Raw genomic sequence first — 19,783 nt, 5'->3', positions numbered from 1 at the left:
TCTCCGCTCCGACCCGCCTGTACAAGGACCTCTCACATGACATCGACCGCACCCACAGCCGCAGCACAGCCGAAGCACCCGTCCAACAAGGTGAAGTACACCGTCCTCGGTCTCTTCCCCTTCCTTCTCGTGACCCTGTTCACGGGCATCTTCGTGACCGCGATGCACCAGCCGACGCCGAACAACCTGCCTGTCGCCGTCGTCGGTGCCACCGCCGAACAGGGCCGGGGTGTGGCCGACGCGCTGGAGGAGAGGGCGGGGCAAGCCCTGGACGTGCGCGTCGTCGACGCGGCTGACACGGCTCGGCAGCTGGTGACCGATCAGGAGATCGCCGGTGCCTACATCCTGCCGGCCGACGCGAAGGGCGACGCCACCCTGTACGTCGCCGGCGCGGCCGGAGCCAGCCTCAAGCAGATGACGACCCAGATCTTCGCGCAGGTGGCCGAGGAACAGCACACCGGTCTGCGGACCGAGGATCTGGTTCCGCTGCCGTCGCGGGACAGCATCGGCACGGTCAGTCTCTATCTGAGCGCTGCTTTCCTCCTCGCCGGTTTCCTGTTGGTCATCATCGCCTCGGTCGCCGCTCCGGATCTGATGGAGATGCGCCGACTGGTTCCCGCAGCCGGTGGTTTCGCGGCGCTGATCGCGGTGTCCGCCACGCTGCTGGTCGGCCCGGTCGTCGGCGGCTTCGAGGGCCACGTCACAGAGGTGATGTGTGTCGGTTGGCTGACGTCGTTCTGCGCGTCGATGGTGACCGCCTTCTTCGCCCGGTACCTCGGCCCGCTCGCCGTCCTCGTCGCGGCTCCGCTCTTCATGTTCCTGGGAGTGCCCTCCTCCGGTGGTGCGCTCGCGGTGTACGCGGAGCCGGGCTTCTTCCAGTTCCTGCACGGCGTCCTGCCGACGCCCGCGACCCTGGAGACGATCCGCTCCGTCCTTTACTTCGGAGGCGAGGGCGTGGGCGGACACGTGACGGTGCTGGCCCTGTGGACTGTGGGCGGACTCGCGGCCAACGTCCTCGCGGTCCTGGCCAAACGCCGCAAGGCCAGGACGGCCACCCCTTCCGCCACCTCTTCATCCGCCCTGGCCCACTAGGGCTCACACCTACAGGAATAACGCGCTGAACGCCCCGTGGATCACGGGGCGTTCAGGGTTTTCAGGGTTCTCAGGGTTCAGGGCAGAGGGAAAGCTGTGTGGCTACCAGCTACAGCTGTCAGCGATCTCCTACCAGATCGCCTCGACCCACTCCGGGTGGTCGATGAACGGGTTGCGGTTGTGCTGGTAGGTGTCGTAGATGACCTGGTTGCGCTTCTCCTCGAAGGCGCTCGGCGGGTCCGCCTCGTTCCAGGCCTTGAGTACGGAGAGCTTGCCCATGAACGGGTTGGAGCCGTTGCCGACCTTCTCGTTGGGCTCCAGGTCGGCGAAGCCGTCGCCGCCGTCGTAGCGCACGGCCATGTAGAGGATCATGCGGGCCACGTCGCCCCGGTCCGCCGCGCGCGGCGCGAAGGAGTCGGAGTCGACGGTGCTGCCGCCGCCGTTGGTGACGGCGCTGCCGCCGTTGTCGAAGTCCAGGTTCCCGCGGATGCTGTTGACCTGTACGTCGGCCGGGCGCAGGTGGTGCAGGTCCGTGCCGGGGCCGATCGCCTCGCCGAAGTCGCCGTGGGACTTGGCCCAGGTGTGCTCGCGGTTCCAGTCGCCGACGTCGCCGCCGTTGAGGGACTTGGCGCGGGAGACGCCGCTGTACAGCAGGATCACGTTGTTGCTGTTGTTCGGGTCCTGGTCGGTGACCTTGAGGGCGTCCCAGACCGCGGCGTACGAGATCTTCGTGACGTTGGCGCTGATGATCGTGTGCAGGGACGACTTGAGGCTCGTACCGGTCTTGCCGATCGCGTTCTTGTAGTACGTCGAGTCGTACGCGGTTGTCGTCGCGCCGGCCGGGGTGGCGGTCATCGTGGGGAGGGCGAGGGCCGCCAGAACGGTCGACGTGGCCAGCACCACGGTCTTCCAACGGCGGGTGCGTATCTGCGTCGCGGGCATCGGGGGTGTCCGTTCTACGCGTGTCGAATGAGCGAGACATCCGGGAGCGTGACATGGACATGCGTTTCAGGCAATGAACTGCGCGTGTCCGTTGGGTGACTTGATCCGGCAAGTCGGTTGATTTCGGCTCGATTTGACGCGCGTAGAGCGAAGAAGGCGGGCGGAAAGGGGGAGTTGGCTCAAGAGGGTTCGCTTGAAAGTGCGACTGTACGTACAACCATTCGTATGGGTACGGGAGTCAGACGAAGACCAGCGTGCCGGGGGCGCGCTGCTGTCTTTCACGGGGATGGGGAACCTCCATGAATCGCACTCACCGCATATCCGCGACCCGCCGCACATCGAGATCCGCGCGTGCCCGCATACTCGGCGGCGCCGTACTCTGCGTCACGACCGTGCTGGCGCTGCTGGGCGCCGCCGCACCCGTCAACGCGGCTCCGGCGGCCGTCAGTTGTACGTCGACCAAGCCCGCACTCGCCGCCAAACTGAAGCGGGACATCACCTCCGCCATCGCCGGGCGCCGGGGTTCCATCAGCATCGGCGTCTACGACCGCACCACCAGGACGACCTGCGCGTACCGTGCGCAGACCGCCTACGACTCCGCCAGTGTCGTCAAGGTCACCGTCCTCTCGGCCCTGCTCTGGGACGCCCAGAAGCACCAACGCGCCCTGACCGCCCGGGAGAAGAGCCTCGCCACGGCCATGATCACCAGGTCGGACAACGCCGCGACCACGAAGCTGTGGAACCAGCTGGGCCTCACGAAGATCAGGGGCTTCCTCACCGCCGCCGGCATGACGCAGACCAAGCCCGGCGCGAACGGCTACTGGGGTCTCACTCAGATCACCGCCCGCGACGAGACGAAGCTCCTCCAGATCCTCACCCTCACCAACCGGGTCCTGACGGACAACTCCCGTGCGTACGTGCAGAAGTTGATGAGCGAGGTCATCGCCTCCCAGCGCTGGGGTACGCCGAAGGGCGTTCCCTCGGGCGTCTCCGTGCACGTCAAGAACGGCTGGCTGCAGCGCGCCTCGTACGGCTGGCGGGTGCACAGCATCGGCACGTTCAAGGGCCGGGGCCACGACTACATGATCACGGTGCTCACGCACGGCAACAGCACCTGGAACTACGGGATCACGACGATCGAAGGGGTTGCCAAGGTCGTCCATCGCGATCTCCTCGCGAGCTGAACCCAGGGCCGACTCGCGAGCTGATCGCGAGTCGGCTCCGCTTTCCCGTCGGTCCGGGGTCGTCCGGGTTATTGACGTGTTAGTGACAACAGTGGCTTGATGAATGGTGCCGGCGCATGGGAGCGCTCCCATGCGCCCACCACCCACCACCACCCACCCACCACCCACCCACCACCCACCGACCGCAACTGCACCGCACCCGCACCCCCGCTCCCGCCCCCACTCCGGGAAGGACCCCCCGTGCGCAGCAGACACCGTTCCCCCCTCCTCGCCGCTCTCCTGGCCGCCCTGCTCGCCCTCGTCACCGGCCTCGGGCTGGCCGGTGCCCCCTCCGCCGCCGCCGCGACACCGGTACGGATCATGCCGCTCGGCGACTCCATCACCGGCTCCCCGGGCTGCTGGCGCTCCCTCCTCTGGAGTCAGCTGCAGAACGCGGGCTACACCGACATCGACTTCGTCGGCACCCTGAACGCCCAGCACTGCGCACTCACTCACGACGCCGACAACGAGGGCCACGGCGGCTTCCAGGCCACCGCCACCGCCGACCAGAACCTGCTGCCGGGCTGGCTGGCGTCGACCCGGCCGGACATCGTCGTCATGCACTTCGGCACCAACGACGTGTGGAGCAGCATTGCCCCGGACACCATCCTGGCCGCGTTCACCAAGCTGGTCGGCCAGATGCGGGCGAGCAACCCGGCGATGAAGGTCCTTGTCGCCCAGCTCATCCCGATCAACCCGAGCAGCTGCGCCGAGTGCGCCGCTCGTACGGTCGCCTTCAACCAGCGCATTCCGGCATGGGCGCAGGGCATCACCACGGCGCAGTCCCCGGTCACCGTCGTCGACCAGTGGACGGGCTTCGACTCGGCCACCGACACCAACGACGGCGTCCACCCCAACACCTCCGGCGACGCCAAGATCGCGGCCCGCTGGTACCCGGCGCTGTCGGCCCTGCTCACCCCGGGTGACCCGGACGACCCGGGTGACCCCGGGAACGGCGGCTGCTCGGCGGCCTTCCGGGCGGCGTCCGTGTGGCAGGGCGGCTATCAGGGTGAGGTGACGGTCACCAACACCTCGTCCACGGCGCCGATCTCCTCCTGGGCGGTGACGCTCACCCTCCCGACGGGCAGCCAGGTCACCCAGGTCTGGAACGGCGCGCTGACCGGGTCGACGGTGCGCAACGCCGGGTGGAACGGCACGGTGGCTGCGGGGGCGAGCACCAGCTTCGGCTTCCTCGCGAGTACTCCGGCGACGGCGGGCACGCCGACGGCGACGGTCACGTGTTCGGCGTCCTGACAAGGCCCTGTTTCCGCCCCGCCGCCTAAGGATCACCTGATTTCTGCCGCCCGAGCACCCGCGCGGATCATTGCGGAGGGATGAAATCCGCTTCCGCCCGCGTTGGTGCTTACCGGCGGAGTGCGGAATCGCGGATCTACGGAAGGCGCCGGAGTGGCAGAGCAGCGGGGGCGGAAGCCGGGACACGAACCGGAACAGGAACCGGTACCGGAGCCCACAAAGGCCCCGGTACCGGACCAGGTCCCGGGACCCGGATGGGCGCGGCGTCTGATCGGTTACGCCTGGCGGTATCCGAAGGACGTCGTGCTCTCCCTGGGTGCCTCCCTCGGCGGTATGGCCCTCATGGCGCTGGTCCCCCTGATCACCAAGGTGATCATCGACGACGTCATCGGCGACAAGACCCGGTCCATGGCCGTCTGGGCGGGCGCGCTCGTCGTCGCCGCCGTGCTCGTGTACGTCCTCACCTACATCCGCCGCTACTACGGCGGCCGGCTCGCCCTCGACGTCCAGCACGACCTGCGGACGGAGATGTTCGAGACGATCACCCGGCTCGACGGCCGCCGCCAGGACGAGCTGTCGACCGGGCAGATCGTCGGGCGGGCCACCAGCGACCTCCAGCTGATCCAGAGCCTCTTCTACATGCTCCCGATGACCCTCGGGAACGTCCTGCTCTTCCTGATCTCCCTCGCGATCATGGCCTGGCTGTCGATCCCGCTGACGCTGGTCGCCCTCGCCGTCGCGCCCGCCCTCTGGATCGTCGCCAAGCGCAGCCGTACGAAGCTCCACCCGGCCACCTGGTACGCGCAGGCCCAGGCCGCCGCCGTCGCCGGTGTCGTGGACGGCGCCGTGACCGGCGTACGCGTGGTGAAGGGGTTCGGGCAGGAGGAGCAGGAGACGGGGAAGCTCCGGGAGGTCGGTCGGCGGCTCTTCGCGGGGCGGCTGCGGACCATCCGGTTCAACTCCGTCTACACGCCGGCGCTCCAGGCCGTACCCGTGCTCGGGCAGGTCGCCATGCTCGCCGTGGGCGGCTGGCTGGCCGTCGACGGGCACATCACGCTGGGCACGTTCGTCGCGTTCTCCACCTATCTCGCCCAGCTCGTCGGGCCCGTGCGCATGCTCGCCATGGTGCTGACCGTCGGGCAGCAGGCGCGGGCCGGTACCGAGCGTGTCCTGGAGCTCATCGACACCCGGCCGTCCATCGCGGACGGGCACAAGGAACTGCCCGCCGACGCCCCCGCCACCGTCGAGTTCGACGACGTGTCGTTCGGGTACGACCCCGAGCACCCCGTCCTCGACGGCCTCAGCTTCGAGATCCGGCCCGGCGAGACCCTCGCCGTCGTCGGCTCCTCCGGCTCCGGCAAGTCGACCGTCTCCCTCCTCCTGCCGCGCTTCTACGACGTGACGCGCGGCGCGGTCCTCATCGGCGGGCACGATGTCCGCGAGCTGACCCTCGACTCGCTCCGGGCCGCGATCGGTCTTGTCCCCGAGGACTCGTTCCTCTTCTCCGACACCGTCCGCAACAACATCGCGTACGGCCGCCCGGACGCCACCGACGAGCAGATCCTCACCGCCGCGCGCGCCGCCCAGGCGGACCGTTTCATCGCCGAGCTGCCCCACGGCTACGACACCAAGGTCGGCGAGCACGGCCTCACCCTCTCCGGCGGCCAGCGCCAGCGCGTCGCACTCGCCCGCGCCATCCTCACCGACCCCCGGCTCCTCGTCCTCGACGACGCCACCTCCGCCGTGGACGCACGCGTCGAGCACGAGATCCACGAGGCGCTGAAGCACGTCATGGAGGGCCGCACCACCCTCCTCATCGCCCACCGCCGCTCCACGCTCGGCCTCGCCGACCGCATCGCCGTCCTGGACGGCGGACGCCTCGCCGACATCGGCACCCACGACGAACTCCAGGCCCGCTCCGCCCTGTACCGGCGGCTGCTGACCGACCCGGACGAGCTGGGCGGTGTCTCGCCCGGCCGCGCCCTGCCCACGCTGCCGCCCGAGGACACCTCCGTACGGGAGGAGCTGGACGCCGAGTTCGACGCCGAGCGCGGAGTGACGCCGAGGCTGTGGACCGGCGACCGGGAGCCCAAGGACACCGCGTTCGACGGCATGCCGGCCACGCCCGAACTCCTCGCCCAGGTCGAGGCGTTGCCCCCGGCCGCCGACACCCCGGGCATCGACGAGGCGCGCGCGGTCACGCCCGAGGAGTCGTACGGGCTGAGGCGGCTGCTGCGCGGCTTCGGCAGGCCGTTGCTGCTCAGCCTCGGGCTCGTCGCCGTGGACGCCGGGATGGGGCTGCTCCTGCCGGTCCTGATCCGGCACGGCATCGACTCGGGTGTCTCCCAACTCGCCCTGGGTGCCGTGTGGGTGGCCGCCGGGCTCGCCCTGGTGTCCGTCGTCGTGCAGTGGGCGGCGCAGATCGGCGAGATGCGGATGACCGGCCGCACCGGCGAACGCGTGCTGTACGCCCTCCGGTTGAAGATCTTCGCCCAGTTGCAACGCCTCGGACTCGACTACTACGAACGGGAGTTGACCGGGCGGATCATGACGAGGATGACGACGGACGTCGACGCCCTCTCCACGTTCCTGCAGACGGGCCTTGTCACCGCCTTCGTCTCCGTCGTCACCTTCTTCGGCATCATGGTCGCCCTGCTGGTGATCGACGTACAGCTCGCGCTCGTCGTGTTCGTCACCATCCCGGTGCTCGTCTTCGGCACGGTCTACTTCCGCCGGGCGAGCGTGAAGGCGTACGAACTCGCCCGTGAGCGGGTCTCCGCGGTCAACGCGGACCTCCAGGAGTCGGTGTCCGGGCTGCGGATCGTGCAGGCGTTCCGGGGCGAGCGGACGGGCGGCGAGCGGTTCGCGGCGGGCAGCGACAGCTACCGTCAGGCGCGGGTGCGCGGGCAGTGGCTGATCTCCGTGTACTTCCCGTTCGTGCAGCTGCTGGCCTCGGTCGCCGCCGCCGCGGTGCTGATCGTGGGCGCGGGGCGCATCGACGACGGGACGCTGACGACCGGTGCGCTGGTCGCCTACCTCCTCTACATCGACCTGTTCTTCGCTCCCGTGCAGCAGCTCTCGCAGGTCTTCGACGGGTACCAGCAGGCGACGGTGTCGCTCGGCAGGATCCAGGAGCTCCTCCAGGAGCGGACCTCGACCCAGGCCGCCGAGGAGCCCATGGAGGTGCTCTCCCTGCGCGGCGACATCACCTTCGAGGACGTGGACTTCGCCTATGGGGATGATGAAGAGGCCCTGAGCGGCGTGCGGTTGACGATTCCGGCCGGGCAGACCGTCGCCTTCGTCGGGGAGACGGGCGCCGGCAAGTCGACCCTCGTGAAGCTCGTCGCCCGCTTCTACGACCCGACCGGCGGCCGGGTCACCGTCGACGGCTCCGATCTGCGGGACCTCGACATCACCTCGTACCGGCATCGCCTCGGGGTCGTGCCGCAGGAGGCGTACCTCTTCCAGGGGACCGTGCGGGACGCCATCGCGTACGGGCGGCCGGACGCCACCGATGCCCAGGTGGAGGCGGCGGCCCGGGCGGTCGGGGCGCACGACATGATCGCCACGCTCGAGGGCGGCTACCTGCACGAGGTCGCCGAGCGCGGACGCAACCTCTCGGCGGGCCAGCGCCAGCTGATCGCGCTGGCCCGCGCCGAACTCGTCGACCCGGACATCCTGCTCCTCGACGAGGCGACGGCCGCGCTCGACCTGGCCACCGAGGCCCAGGTCAACATGGCCACGGACCGGCTCGCAGGCCGCCGTACGACGCTCGTGGTCGCCCACCGGCTCACCACGGCGGCCCGCGCCGACCGGGTCGTCCTGATGGACCACGGCCGGGTCGCGGAGGACGGCACCCACGACGAACTGCTCCAACTGGACGGAAAGTACGCCGAGTTGTGGCGCACTTTCGTAGGTGCGCCGGAACCGGAGGAACCGGTCACCTCGGCCCGCTGATCCGGCCGGCGCAACCGTTCGGCGGCTGCCGTGCGTCCGTACATCAGTACGGATAAACGGTTAGGGTCATGGGCGGTGGCCGGAGGGGGGACACGGTGAGCGGTGGTTCGATACGGCGGCGGCTGGCGCTCGGGCTGGCCGTGCTGACCGCGTCCGGGATGCTCTCCCTCGCGAGCCCGGCCACGGCCGAGGCGGCCTCCAGGGCCGAGGCGGCCTCCACCGCCTCCCGGGTCTCCGTGTGCTCCGGCCGCAAGGCCCGGACGCTGACCTTCTCCACCGGCGTGGTGCACATCTACCGGCGCAGCGGCTACGTCTGCGCGGTGACCGTGCCCAAACGGCCGGGCGCCCGCCAGTGGATGTCGGTGAGCGTACGGGCACGCGGCAGCCTCCCCGTCGTCGACGAGGGGCGCTTCTCCAAGCGGGCCGGCCCGGTGACCGTGCACACGGGACGGCGGCAGGTGTGGATCAAGGGCGCCGTGGGGCGAGGATCGGTCAGTTCTGGCTGGATCCGATGTTGAGCCTCCTCCCCGGCCCTGTTCCCGACCCTATTTCCTGACCCCTGCCCGAGGGATTTCCCTATCTCCCCTGGTGCACCGGTAGTTGCTCCGATAGCTTCCGGCGCACAGATGTCTCACAGGGGAGGGTGCATGCGCAAGGCGCTCAGATGGCTGCTCGCGCTCGCCGTGCTCATAGGCACGTTGAGCACGGCCGGAGCGGCGACCGCCGCTCAGCCGGAAGCCACCGGCACCACGCGAACGACCAGCAGTGCGGACATCAAGGACCAGCTCCTCGCGATCCCGGGCATGAGCCTGATCCAGGAGAAGCCGTACACCGGCTACCGGTACTTCGTCCTCAACTACACCCAGCCGATCGACCACCGGCACCCGTCCAAGGGCACGTTCCAGCAGCGCATCACCGTCCTGCACAAGGACGTTGCCCGCCCGACGGTCTTCTTCACCAGCGGGTACTTCGTCAGCACGAACCCCGGTCGCAGTGAGCCGACCCGGATCATCGACGGCAACCAGGTCTCCCTGGAGTACCGCTTCTTCACCCCGTCCCGGCCGAACCCCGCCAACTGGTCCAAGCTGGACATCTGGCAGGCGGCCAGCGACCAGCACCGCGTGTTCACGGCGCTCAAGAAGATCTACGCCAACAAGTGGCTCTCCACGGGCGGTTCGAAGGGCGGCATGACCGCCACGTACTACGAGCGCTTCTACCCGCGGGACATGGACGGCGTCGTCGCCTACGTCGCCCCCAACGACGTGGTGAACAAGGAGGACTCGGCGTACGACCGGTTCTTCGCGAACGTCGGCACCAAGGAGTGCCGCGACCGGCTGAACGCCGTACAGCGCGAGGCGCTCGTGCGCCGGGAGCCGCTCGAGAAGAAGTACGCGGAGGTCGCCGCCGCCGAGGGCTACACGTTCACCACCATCGGCAGCCTGGACCGCGCGTACGAGGCCGTCGTCCTCGACTACGTCTGGGGCTTCTGGCAGTACAGCCTGCTCGCCGACTGCGAGTCGATCCCGGCCGACGCGAAGAACGCGACCGACGACGACATCTGGACCTCGATCGACACGATCTCCGGGTTCTCCTTCTACACCGACCAGGGCCTGGAGCCGTACACGCCGTACTACTACCAGGCGGGCACCCAACTCGGCGCGCCCACCATCAAGTTCCCGCACATCGAGAAGAAGTACATCCGCTACGGCTACCAGCCGCCGCGCAACTTCGTCCCCCGCGACATCTCCATGAAGTTCCAGCCGTGGGCGATGCGGGACGTCGACAGCTGGGTCCAGCACCACGCCCGGCGCATGATGTTCGTGTACGGGCAGAACGACCCGTGGGGCGCCGAGCGGTTCCGCCTCGGCAAGGGTGCGAAGGACTCGTACGTCTTCACCGCGCCCGGCCTGAACCACGGCGCGAACGTCGCGGGTCTGGTCCCCGAGCAGAAGGCGCTCGCCACGGCCCGCATCCTGGAGTGGGCGGGCGTCGCCCCGGCCGCCGTCAAGTCGAACCCGTCGGTGGCCAAGCCGCTGGCGACGTACGACGCGCGGCTCGACAAGCGCAACCTCGAGCGCGAGCCCACGCTGCGCCCGTAACTACGTGAGGAAAGCGGCCCGGTGGCATCCGTCACCGGGCCGCTTTTCGTGGTCGTCGTCCGTGTCAGCTGCCGATCGCGGCCGGCGGGCGGCCGGCCATCAGCCGGTCGAGCAGGGCCAGCAGCAGGTCCCGGCTGTCCCACCGCTCCCTGAGATCGCCCATGAGGACCGGGACGTTCGGGTCGAGGTCGAGCGCGTCCCGCACCTCCTCGACCGTGCGGTCCCGTACCCCGTGGAAGCAGTTGACGCCCACCACGAACGGCACGCCACGGCTCTCGAAGAAGTCGATCGACGCGAAACTGCTCTCAAGGCGCCGCGTGTCCGCGAGGACGACCGCGCCGAGCGCCCCGTGCACGAGGTCGTTCCACATGAACCAGAAGCGTTCCTGGCCCGGCGTCCCGAACAGGTAGAGCACGATCTGGGCGCTCACCGTGATACGGCCGAAGTCCAGCGCCACCGTGGTCGTCGTCTTCCGCTCGACCCCGCCGAGGTCGTCCACGTCGAGCCCCGTGACGGTCAGCTCCTCCTCGGTGTGCAGGGGCGGGATCTCGCTCACCGAGCCGACCATCGTGGTCTTGCCGACGCCGAAGCCGCCCGCGACCAGGATTTTCACCGCGGCGGGCGCGGTGGACGTCCCGGCCGCGGACAGCTGTGACCCGGCCTGTTCGTCGGAGTCAGAGTCTGAGTAGGGCATCCTTCACCGCCTGAAGAAGAGTCATGTCGGCTTCCTGGCCGGCCGCGACCTTGAGTGGGGGCCGGGCTGTCACCCGGTCGAGCGCGATGAGGTCGCCGACGAGGATCTTTGTCACCGCCACGGGCAGGTTCAGCCCCGCCGCGACCTCGGCGAGCGCGACCGGCGCACGGCACTGCCGCAGGATCAGCCGGTGCTCGGGCTGCAGCCCACGGTCGACGGGGCGTTCGTGGGGCGCGACGGTGGCGATCACCGTGATGAGGGTGAGATCGTCACGCGCCGAGGCCGTACGCCCATGGGTGATCGTGTACGCCCGGACGAGGCCTTCCTCGGCGTCGTCGTCGTCCGGCGACACGTCCGCCCAGTGGCTCACTCACGCCCCCCGCCCTCCAGGCGGTGGACCCGCACCTCGGTCCCCAGCCGCTGTCCCACCTGCTGTACGAGGGTGTCCATCGCGACGGCCATCACCTCGGCGTCGACCTCCTGGTCCGCGACGACCGCCAGGTGGGTGCCGCGGCCGGCGGCGCTGACGAACAGCCAGAGGTCCTCGAGCTCGATGATGACCTGGTGGACGGCTCCGCCGCCGAAGACCTCGCCGACACCGCGGGCCAGGCTCTGCTGGCCGGTGGCGATGGCGGCCAGGCGCTCCGCGTCGACGCGGGCGATGCTGCTGGACTGGCTCACCACCAGGCCGTCGTCGGACAGCACGATGGCGTTCCGGGTGCCCGGAACCTGGTCGACCAGGCGGTCGAGCAGCCAGTCGAGGTCGGAGTTGGTGGCAGTGGTTCGCAGAGTCATCGTCCGTCTTCCTTCCGGGGCCGGTCGGCTCCCGGTGAGGGGTGAGTGGGCTGTTGGGTGGACTGGCGATCGCCGTCGGACCTGAGCCGGGCGGCCCTGGACTGACGCTGGAACGCCCCGACGGTGGCCCCGGACCGGGCCCCCGACCGCCGGGGCAGCGGGGGCTGCGCGCCGGCGGCCGGCGCGGCAGAAGGAACCTCCCGGAGTTCGTTGACGAGACTGGCCTGCCGGACCCGCCGGGGAAGGGGGTTGGCCGCGGCCACCTGACCGGAACCGGACGCCTGCGCCCGACCCGGCGAGACCGCCGACGACGCCACCGCCGGCGAGGGCGCGATCCAGGGCCCGATGAGGGGCCGGGAGTAGGCCTCCGGCTCGGTGGTGTTCCTGGGGCTCGGGGCGGTAGAGGGGTTTCTGGAGTCCCCGGCAGATGCAGGGTTCCTGGGGTTCCTGGTGTTCGAGGGGCTCCTGGAGTCCCCGGTAATCGCGGGGTTCCTGGACGCCCCGGTGACTGCGGGGTTCCTGGGATTCCCGGTGTTCGCGGGGCTCTCGGTGGGCCCCCCGGGCCCGACGTACGGTCGGGAGGTGCGCCGGGCGGTCGCACCCCGCAGGGCACGACGTTCGGAAACGGCGCCCGGCGAGACCTCCGGGAGCGGCGACTCCGCCCGCCCCGACCTCGGCTCCCGCCGCGACCGCGACGCACCCGGCGTCGCCTCCCCGGGGGCCGGGCGCCCCGGCGCCGCCTGCCCGCCGCGCAGCGAGGCGCCCGATTCCGGCCCGCCCGACACCGGCCCGCGCGACGGCGACGGCACCACCCCGCCCCGAACCGGCCCGCGCGACGGCAACGGCACCGCCCCGCCCGACATCAGCTGGCGGCCAGCCATCCCCTGGCCCCCCGTCATCGCCCCGGCCCGGGTCGGGCGGCCCGTGGAGATCAGGTCTGCTGGGACCAGGACCACCACCCGGGTGCCGCCGAACGATGACGGGCGTAGTTCCACCTGGAGGTTCAGGTTCGCGGCGAGTCTTGCCACCACGTACAGGCCGAGGCGGGCGTCGTCCGCTCGGGACATCACGTCCATGCGGGGCGGCGCCGCCATCAGCGCGTTGGCCTCCGCGTACTGCTCGGGGTCCATGCCCATGCCACGGTCCTCGATCTCGATCGCGACCCCGCGTCCCACCTGCGAGGCGGTCACCTCGACCGGGGTCGGCGGCCGGGAGAAGGACACCGCGTTCTCCATGAGCTCCGCGAGGAGATGGACCATGGGGCCGACCGCGCGCTCGGACAGCCATGTCTCGCCGTCGGTGTCGATCCGGATGCGCCGGTAGTCCTGCACCTCGCCCTGGGCGGAGCGCAGGATGTCGAGCAGCGAAACAGGCCTGCGCCAGCGCCGCTGCGGGGTGCCGTTGCCGAGGATCACCAGGTTCTCCTCGTAGCGGCGCAGCCGGGCCGCGAGGTGGTCCAGGTCGAACAGGCCCTCCAGGACATCCGGGTCCTCGTGCCGCCGCTGCATCTCGCCGAGACGTTTCAGCTGCATGCCGATCAGCAACTGGGTGCGCCGCGCGATGCGTTGCAGCAGCCGCTCGAAGCCCCGGTAGAGCTCGACCTCCCGGGCGGCGGTGTCCAGGGCCGAGGTGCGGGCCTGGTTGAGGGCCTGCCCGAGCTGTCCGAGTTCGTCGTCGCCCTGCCCGATCTCGGGCAGTTCGGCGTCGGCGTCGACCTTCTCGCCCTTGCGCAGCCGCTCCACGATGTCCGGCAGCAGCTCCTGGAACTGGAGGGCGTCGTCGCGCAGGCCGAAGATACGGCGGCGCAGCGTTCCGGTCAGCCGCAGGGAGAGGACCAGCACCAGCACCACGGACGCCGTACTCACCGCGCTGTTGACGATCATGTTGGTCATCAGGCTGTCGAGTTGGTCGTCGGTGGAGGCGAAGAGGTCCTCGGAGTAGGCGTTGCCCGCCCCCAGCAGCTGGGGAGTGACGGCCGCGATGCTCTGCTTCCATGCCTTCCCGAGCGTGGCGGAGACGGCGGTCGGGCCGCCGGCGCCGGTTTTCCCGGTGTTCAGGAGACTCTGCTCGACCGAGGTCTTGCGAATCCAGTCGGTGCCGGTCAGCACGGTCCGGAAGGCCTCGGCCCTGGTGTCGGGGAGCCGGGGAACGACCTTGTCCTGGTAGATGTGCTGCTGGCTGCCGATCATCTCGGCGATCTGGAAGCGCTGCTCACCGGTGAGCCTGCCGCTCGCCACTCCCGCCGTGATGATCGCGTCCTCACGCGAGATCATCTCCTGGCCCCACTGCGCGTCGAGCGACGGCCGCGCGAGGACGGCGGTCTCGGCGAAGCCGACGTTGCTGAAGTCTTCGAACATCTGCATGCTCGACGCGATCACCTCCGTGTACGCGTCGAACGACTGCTGCAGGTAGGTTGACCGCCGGTCCACGGAGTCCCGGTAGCCCGGCAGCTTCTTCAGGCCAAGGGTGAGCTGCTGGAAGGCGTCGTCCACAGCGCTCGGAGCGGCGCCGAGCGCGTCCAGGCTCCGTACAGACCTGTCGGTGAGTTCACGCTGCCGCCTCAGTTCGAGCTTGTCGACCTTGGGGTCCGCGATCGCCGCCGCACTGAGCCGCCGTTCCTCCTGCAGGTTCACGTAGAGGGTGACGAGCTGGGGGGCGAAGCGTTTCGCCTCCTTGTCGCGGTCATGGACGGTCCGCCACTCGCCGTAGAGATGGGCCGAGTCCATCGTGCCCAGCGCCAACAGGGCCAGACAGGGCACCAGAGCCAGGACGAGGAGCATGGTCCGGACCGACAACCGGCGCTTCGAAGCCCGGTCCTGCGGCTGCTGCGCCGTGCGTGCGTTCAGTGCCACAGAGGTTCCCGGCCTGTGAGTGCTGACGGACTGTCCGAAAAGAAGTGGTCCGCGCCATGACAGGGGGGAGCCTACCGATTCACGAAATCATCACAACGGTGTTTCGCGAATTGGCATGACCCGTTTTTCGGCCGAGGAAGCCGACCAAATGGAATCCTTCATACCGGTTTCGCGCAGCCGACCGGCGAATCCCCGCCCAACTGCACGTAAAGGGCAGTGGACGGCGGGCAGTTGAAGCGCTTGCCGACCGCCTCGGTCACCCGGTACTCCGGCTTCTTCTCGCCCTTCCCGTCGCACGCCGTCTCCCGCACCTCCCCGCGCCCCGCGCTGTACACACAGTCACCGACGATCGTGCGCGGGCCTCCGCCGCCGCCCGGGTCGCCGGGGTGCGGGGCCTGGAGGTTGCGCATACAGGCGTACCCCTGCGGGACGGCCCCGTCGCCGTCCTCGTCGGCGGCGGGGCGCTGTTCGCTGATGTGCAGCACGAAGTCGGTGGTCGCCGGGCACGACGGACCCTCGCTCACCCTGCCGTCGTACCGGGCCACGACCCGGGCCGCCGCCCGCTCGCTGGTGCAGGGCACCTCGGTGAAACGGGTCGTGCCGAAGGAGCTGCACTCGTCGATGGCGAGGAAGACGGTGCCGTAGCCGGTGGGCCGGGGCCGCGCGGGCCGCTGGTCGACCGTCGTACCGTCGACGGCCCCCGAGGCCCCGCCCGAGACCGACGAGGCGCCGGCGGAGCCGCTCCCTCTGTCCGCCGATCGGCCCGGCGAACCGTCCGGCGAACCGTTCGGCGACAGCTGACATCCGGTCACCACGAACACCGCGACCACCATCAACAGCGCGCGGACGAAAGCCCGCCCGCTTGTCACTCCGGTGAGCCTCGTAAACCTCACGGACCCCACAGAACGCACTACACGCATCGCATCCCCCTGAGTTTCCCCTGCTCAGCGTGGCCCGATCCGCCAGGGCCACGCCGGAAGTCCAGCGGATTTGCGCCTATTGGGGGGAGTGCGCCGGTTGTGCGGCGTACGCGACGTACGCCTGCCCAACCCCCGCGCCTAGTACGACAGTCCGTGACCGATCGGATACAGCACGCTCGTCGGATCGTCCGCGCGCAGCACCGGCACCGGCAGTTTCCCGCGCGGCCGAACCCGTCCCGCGATCACCCGCGCTGCGGCCCGGAGTTCGACGTCGGTCCAGGAGTAGGTGGCCAAGTAGGCCTGTACGGACGGAAGTTGAGCTACGTCGTAGGGGTTGCGGATCGCCACGCACACCACGGGGCGCCCGGTGGCGAGGAGGGCGGTGACCAGGGTCCGCTGACTGCTCGCGGCGTTGAGGTTGTACGTCCCGACGACCACCGCGTCCATCTCCCCGGCGGCGGCGACGGCCTGGGCGACGACGGCGGCGGTGGGTGCGGTGCCGGTCGACAGGGCGGTGGCGGTGAACCCCAGTTCGGTGAGGGCGTTGGCCAGGACGGTGGTGGGCGGGCCGGTGGTACCGGACGGCGACGCCGGATCGGCCCCGACGACGAGCACCTTCTTCTGGGTCACCCGGGAAAGGGGCAGCGTCTTCCGCTCGTTGACGAGCAGCGTGGTGGTCCGCTCGGCGATCCGGTCGGCGGCCTGGAGATGGCCCCGGACACCTACGGCCCGGTCGACACCGGCGTGGGTGACATACGGCCGGTCGAGCAGCCCGAGCCGGTTCTTGAGCCGCAGGATGCGCAGGAGAGAGGTGTCGAGCCGCGCCTCGGTCAACTCGCCCTGCCGGACAGCCGTCAGTACGGCGTTCCAGGCGATGTCGATCGACGGCGGGTTGAGAAGCTGGTCGACCCCGGCCTTCAGCGCGAGCACCGGGACCCGGTCGTCCCCGTACTTCTCCCGTACGCCCTGCATGCCCAGCGAGTCGGTGACCACGACCCCGTCGTAGCCGAGTTCGCCACGCAGGATGCCGGTGAGGATCGGGTGGGACAGGGTGGCCGGGTCGCCGGAGTCGTCGAGGGCCGGGACCATGATGTGCGCGGTCATGATCGAGTCGATGCCGGCCCGGATCGCGGCGCGGAACGGCGGCGCGTCGACGGTGTTCCACTGCTCGCGGGTGTGCTGGATGACGGGGAAGCCGTAGTGGCTGTCGACGGCGGTGTCCCCGTGCCCCGGGAAGTGCTTGGCGGTCGCCGCGACGGAGGATCGCTGGTACCCGGTGACCTGCGCGGCGACCAGCCCGGCGACGGCTTTCGGGTCGGCGCCGAACGACCGTACGCCGATCACCGGGTTGGCCGGATTGACGTTCACGTCGGCGACGGGCGCGTAGTCCTGGCGGATGCCGAGGGCGCGCAGCTCGGCGCCACCGACGCGGCCTGCGGTCAGCGCGTCGGTGCGTGAGCCGTTCGCGCCGAGTGCCATGGCCCCGGGGAGGAGAGTGGCGGGCCGGCCGACGCGGGCGACGATGCCGTGCTCCTGGTCCGTGGAGATGAGTACAGGGAGCCCTCGGGGGAGGCCGAGGGAGGCCCGCTGGATGCCGTTGCTCAGGTCGGCGATCTGATGCGGGTCGCGGGTGTTGTGCGCCCACGCGAAGTAGATGATCCCGCCGACCCGGTACTTGGCGATGAGCTCGGCGGCCGTCCGTACGCCGAGCTCGGCGAGGTTGGCGTCGATGTCGGCCTGGTCGGGCGCGGTGGCGGAGTGCCCGTACACCCGCATGACGAACAGCTGGCCGACCTTCTCCTCCAGGGTCATCCGGGAGACGATCCGGCGAAGTCGCGCGTCACTGTTGGTCCGGTCGGCCGGACTGGCCTCGCCCCCGAGGGCGAGCGCGGCGCCGCTGCCCGCGGTCGCGGCGAGAAGTGCGCGTCTGGACGGACGGGCGGCGGTCCCGTTCTGATCGGCTGGGTCGCGCACGGGGGCGCTCCTTCCCTCGTGAAGGAAACTTCCGAGAAGTCACGAATAACCGGGAAGTTTCTTCCAGTCAAGAGCGCGCGGCCCGTAAGGGTTCCGATCGGGACGGGAAATGAGGGACCGTCACCGGCGCATCGGAGGGGGGCGCACCGGTGACGGCTCGCTGCCGGGCCGCAGGCGGTTGGAGAGGGTCAGGTCGACGATCGCAGCCAGCGGCGAGGCCGACACCGCACGACGGTGACTCATCCGGCAGTCGTGCCGGTTGGACGGGCCGGGGCGGGAGCGGGTTCCCGGATCGCGGGTGATTCCGGGAAGTCGGTGCGGGCGTGACCCGAGGGGCAGAAATGAGTACCCGCGAACCGGCCCGTGTAACCCGGGCGACACACCGAAAGCCCGTCAAGCCTCGTACAGTTCAAGCCTGTTGGGAGATGATCCCGGCAGAGTCCTACATGCTCTCACCGCGGCAGCGCCTGTCGGGGGGCCGGCCATGGGGAAGCCGAAAAACAGGAGGCGTGGGATGACCACGAAGACAGGACCCCAGCGATACCCGGGCGCCAGCCGGGCGAACTGGTACCAGGACGACTACCCGGGTGACCCGATGCAGGTCAACGTCGTCGTCCTGCACACCACCGAGGGGCGCACGCTGCCCACGTACGGCGGTGGCTCCATGGCGCCCAACCTGACGGCGGTGCCGGATTTCGCGGCCAAGAAGCTGAAGTGGTTCCAGCACTTCGACATAGAGACCTCCTCGCGGGCCCTCGCCAACAAGCGGGGCGGTGTCGAGACCAACACGCTCAACGTCACCCAGATCGAACTGGTCGGCACCTGCGACCCCACGTCGCACAAGAAGTGGACGGCGGCCGGCCAGGAGCACATCTTCTGGCCCGACGCCCCCGAGTGGGCGCTCAGGTCGGTCGCGCGGTTCCTGGCCTGGATGCACGAGGAGCACGGCGTCGCGCTGTCCGGCCCGAAGTCCTGGCCGGCCTACCCCACCTCGTACGGCACCGCCGGCGGCCAGCGTCTGTCCTTCACCGAATGGGCAGACTTCAAGGGTGTCTGCGGGCACATGCATGTCCCGGAGAACGACCACGGGGACCCGGGCGCGATCGACTTCGCGACGCTCGTCAAGTACGCCAAGGCCGAGCTGGACGTGGACGACGACACCCCGCCGAAGCCGCCGAGCACGCCGAAGCCGCCCCACAGCACGCCCAAGCCGCCGCAGGGCACGCACAAGCCCCCGCAGACCACCCCCAAGCCGGCGGTGCCCGCGTACCCGGGTCGCAAGTACTTCAAGGACGGGGTCTCCAGCGAGAACGTCCTCAAGCTCGGCAAGCAGCTCGTCAAGCGCGGCTTCGGCGACCACTACAAGGTGGGACCGAGCCGCACCTGGGGCGAGGCCGACCGGCTCAACGTCCGCGACTTCCAGAAGTCCCGCCCGGAGCTGCGCGGCGACGCGGACGGCTACCCGGGCCCGCTGACCTGGCGCCTGCTGTTCTCATGACCCACTGAGGGTGCTGCCCGCCCCGCCGCGGGCCGGGCAGCACCCCGCGCCTCGCACCCCGCGCCTCGCACCCCGCGCCTCGCACCCCGCGCCTCGCACCCCGGGCCTCGGGCCTCTCGCCTCGGGCCTCTCGCCCCGGGCCTCGCACCCCGGGCCTCGGGCCTCTCGCCTCGGGCCTCGCGCCTCGGGCCTCTCGCCTCGGGCCTCGCGCCTCGGGCCTCGCACCCCGGGCCTCGCACCCCGGGCCTCGGGCCTCTCGCCTCGGGCCTCGCGCCTCGGGCCTCGCACCCCGGGCCTCGCACCCCGCGCCTCGGGCCTCGCGCCTCGGGCCTCGCACCTCGCGCGTCGCACCTCGCGCGTCGCACCCCGCGCCTCGGGCCTCGGGCCTCGGGCCTCGGGCCTTGCGCCTCGGGCCTCGCACCCCGGGCCTCTCGCGCTGCGAGCGCCCCGGGCCTCTCGCCCCGCGCCCCGGGCCCCGCGCCC

At 70.3% G+C, this 19,783-nt stretch carries 15 protein-coding genes; 7 read left to right on the top strand and 8 right to left on the bottom strand.

What is annotated here, in order from left to right; translation table 11 throughout:
* Positions 1-36 precede the first annotated feature (36 nt).
* Complete coding sequence (locus ABZ855_RS43410) at positions 37-1,092, top strand: ABC transporter permease (protein ID WP_360817875.1); 1,056 nt, start codon at positions 37-39, stop codon at positions 1,090-1,092.
* Positions 1,093-1,221: 129 nt separating this feature from the next.
* Here ABZ855_RS43410 and ABZ855_RS43405 read toward each other — a convergent pair whose 3' ends face one another.
* A complete protein-coding gene (locus ABZ855_RS43405; RefSeq protein WP_360817872.1) occupies positions 1,222-2,034 on the bottom strand; it encodes an endonuclease in 813 nt (270 codons plus the stop codon).
* Positions 2,035-2,333: 299 nt separating this feature from the next.
* On the opposite strand from ABZ855_RS43405, the gene ABZ855_RS43400 reads away from it, so the two are divergent.
* From ABZ855_RS43400 to ABZ855_RS43380, 5 genes are all read left to right on the top strand, one after another.
* Positions 2,334-3,218, top strand: coding sequence for a serine hydrolase (locus ABZ855_RS43400; protein ID WP_360817869.1), 885 nt, complete (start codon positions 2,334-2,336; stop codon positions 3,216-3,218).
* 360 nt (positions 3,219-3,578) lie between these two features.
* On the top strand, positions 3,579-4,511 hold the full coding sequence (locus ABZ855_RS43395) for a cellulose binding domain-containing protein (protein ID WP_360817946.1): 933 nt from the start codon (positions 3,579-3,581) through the stop codon (positions 4,509-4,511).
* A 267-nt stretch (positions 4,512-4,778) separates the two neighbouring features.
* Positions 4,779-8,468 (top strand): ABC transporter ATP-binding protein, encoded by a 3,690-nt coding sequence (locus ABZ855_RS43390; RefSeq protein ID WP_360817943.1) that lies wholly within the window; start codon positions 4,779-4,781, stop codon positions 8,466-8,468.
* 95 nt (positions 8,469-8,563) lie between these two features.
* Positions 8,564-8,986 (top strand): hypothetical protein, encoded by a 423-nt coding sequence (locus tag ABZ855_RS43385; protein WP_360817866.1) that lies wholly within the window; start codon positions 8,564-8,566, stop codon positions 8,984-8,986.
* Between the two features lie 129 nt (positions 8,987-9,115).
* Entirely contained in the window at positions 9,116-10,567 is a 1,452-nt protein-coding gene (locus ABZ855_RS43380) for a S28 family serine protease (RefSeq protein ID WP_360817863.1), read from the top strand.
* Positions 10,568-10,631: 64 nt separating this feature from the next.
* Here ABZ855_RS43380 and ABZ855_RS43375 read toward each other — a convergent pair whose 3' ends face one another.
* From ABZ855_RS43375 to ABZ855_RS43345, 7 genes are all read right to left on the bottom strand, one after another.
* Positions 10,632-11,261, bottom strand: a complete 630-nt coding sequence (locus ABZ855_RS43375) for an ATP/GTP-binding protein (RefSeq protein WP_360817860.1) — start codon at positions 11,259-11,261, stop codon at positions 10,632-10,634.
* On the bottom strand, positions 11,242-11,631 hold the full coding sequence (locus ABZ855_RS43370) for a DUF742 domain-containing protein (RefSeq protein WP_360817857.1): 390 nt from the start codon (positions 11,629-11,631) through the stop codon (positions 11,242-11,244). The genes ABZ855_RS43375 and ABZ855_RS43370 overlap by 20 nt, the downstream gene beginning before the upstream one ends.
* Entirely contained in the window at positions 11,628-12,056 is a 429-nt protein-coding gene (locus tag ABZ855_RS43365) for a roadblock/LC7 domain-containing protein (protein WP_360817853.1), read from the bottom strand. The genes ABZ855_RS43370 and ABZ855_RS43365 overlap by 4 nt, the downstream gene beginning before the upstream one ends.
* Entirely contained in the window at positions 12,053-14,908 is a 2,856-nt protein-coding gene (locus ABZ855_RS43360; RefSeq protein ID WP_360817850.1) for a nitrate- and nitrite sensing domain-containing protein, read from the bottom strand. The genes ABZ855_RS43365 and ABZ855_RS43360 overlap by 4 nt, the downstream gene beginning before the upstream one ends.
* Before the next feature lie 158 nt (positions 14,909-15,066).
* Positions 15,067-15,741, bottom strand: a complete 675-nt coding sequence (locus ABZ855_RS43355) for a hypothetical protein (RefSeq protein ID WP_360817940.1) — start codon at positions 15,739-15,741, stop codon at positions 15,067-15,069.
* 225 nt (positions 15,742-15,966) lie between these two features.
* Positions 15,967-17,802 (bottom strand): glycoside hydrolase family 3 protein, encoded by a 1,836-nt coding sequence (locus ABZ855_RS43350; RefSeq protein ID WP_360817847.1) that lies wholly within the window; start codon positions 17,800-17,802, stop codon positions 15,967-15,969.
* 120 nt (positions 17,803-17,922) lie between these two features.
* On the bottom strand, positions 17,923-18,045 hold the full coding sequence (locus tag ABZ855_RS43345; RefSeq protein WP_360817845.1) for a hypothetical protein: 123 nt from the start codon (positions 18,043-18,045) through the stop codon (positions 17,923-17,925).
* A 271-nt stretch (positions 18,046-18,316) separates the two neighbouring features.
* On the opposite strand from ABZ855_RS43345, the gene ABZ855_RS43340 reads away from it, so the two are divergent.
* On the top strand, positions 18,317-19,300 hold the full coding sequence (locus ABZ855_RS43340; protein WP_360817842.1) for a peptidoglycan-binding protein: 984 nt from the start codon (positions 18,317-18,319) through the stop codon (positions 19,298-19,300).
* Positions 19,301-19,783: the final 483 nt, after the last annotated feature.

Origin of the sequence: Streptomyces sp. NPDC047042 (assembly GCF_040644035.1) — a bacterium.
Lineage (GTDB): Bacteria > Actinomycetota > Actinomycetes > Streptomycetales > Streptomycetaceae > Streptomyces.
This window is presented reverse-complemented; position numbering and strand designations above follow the sequence as displayed.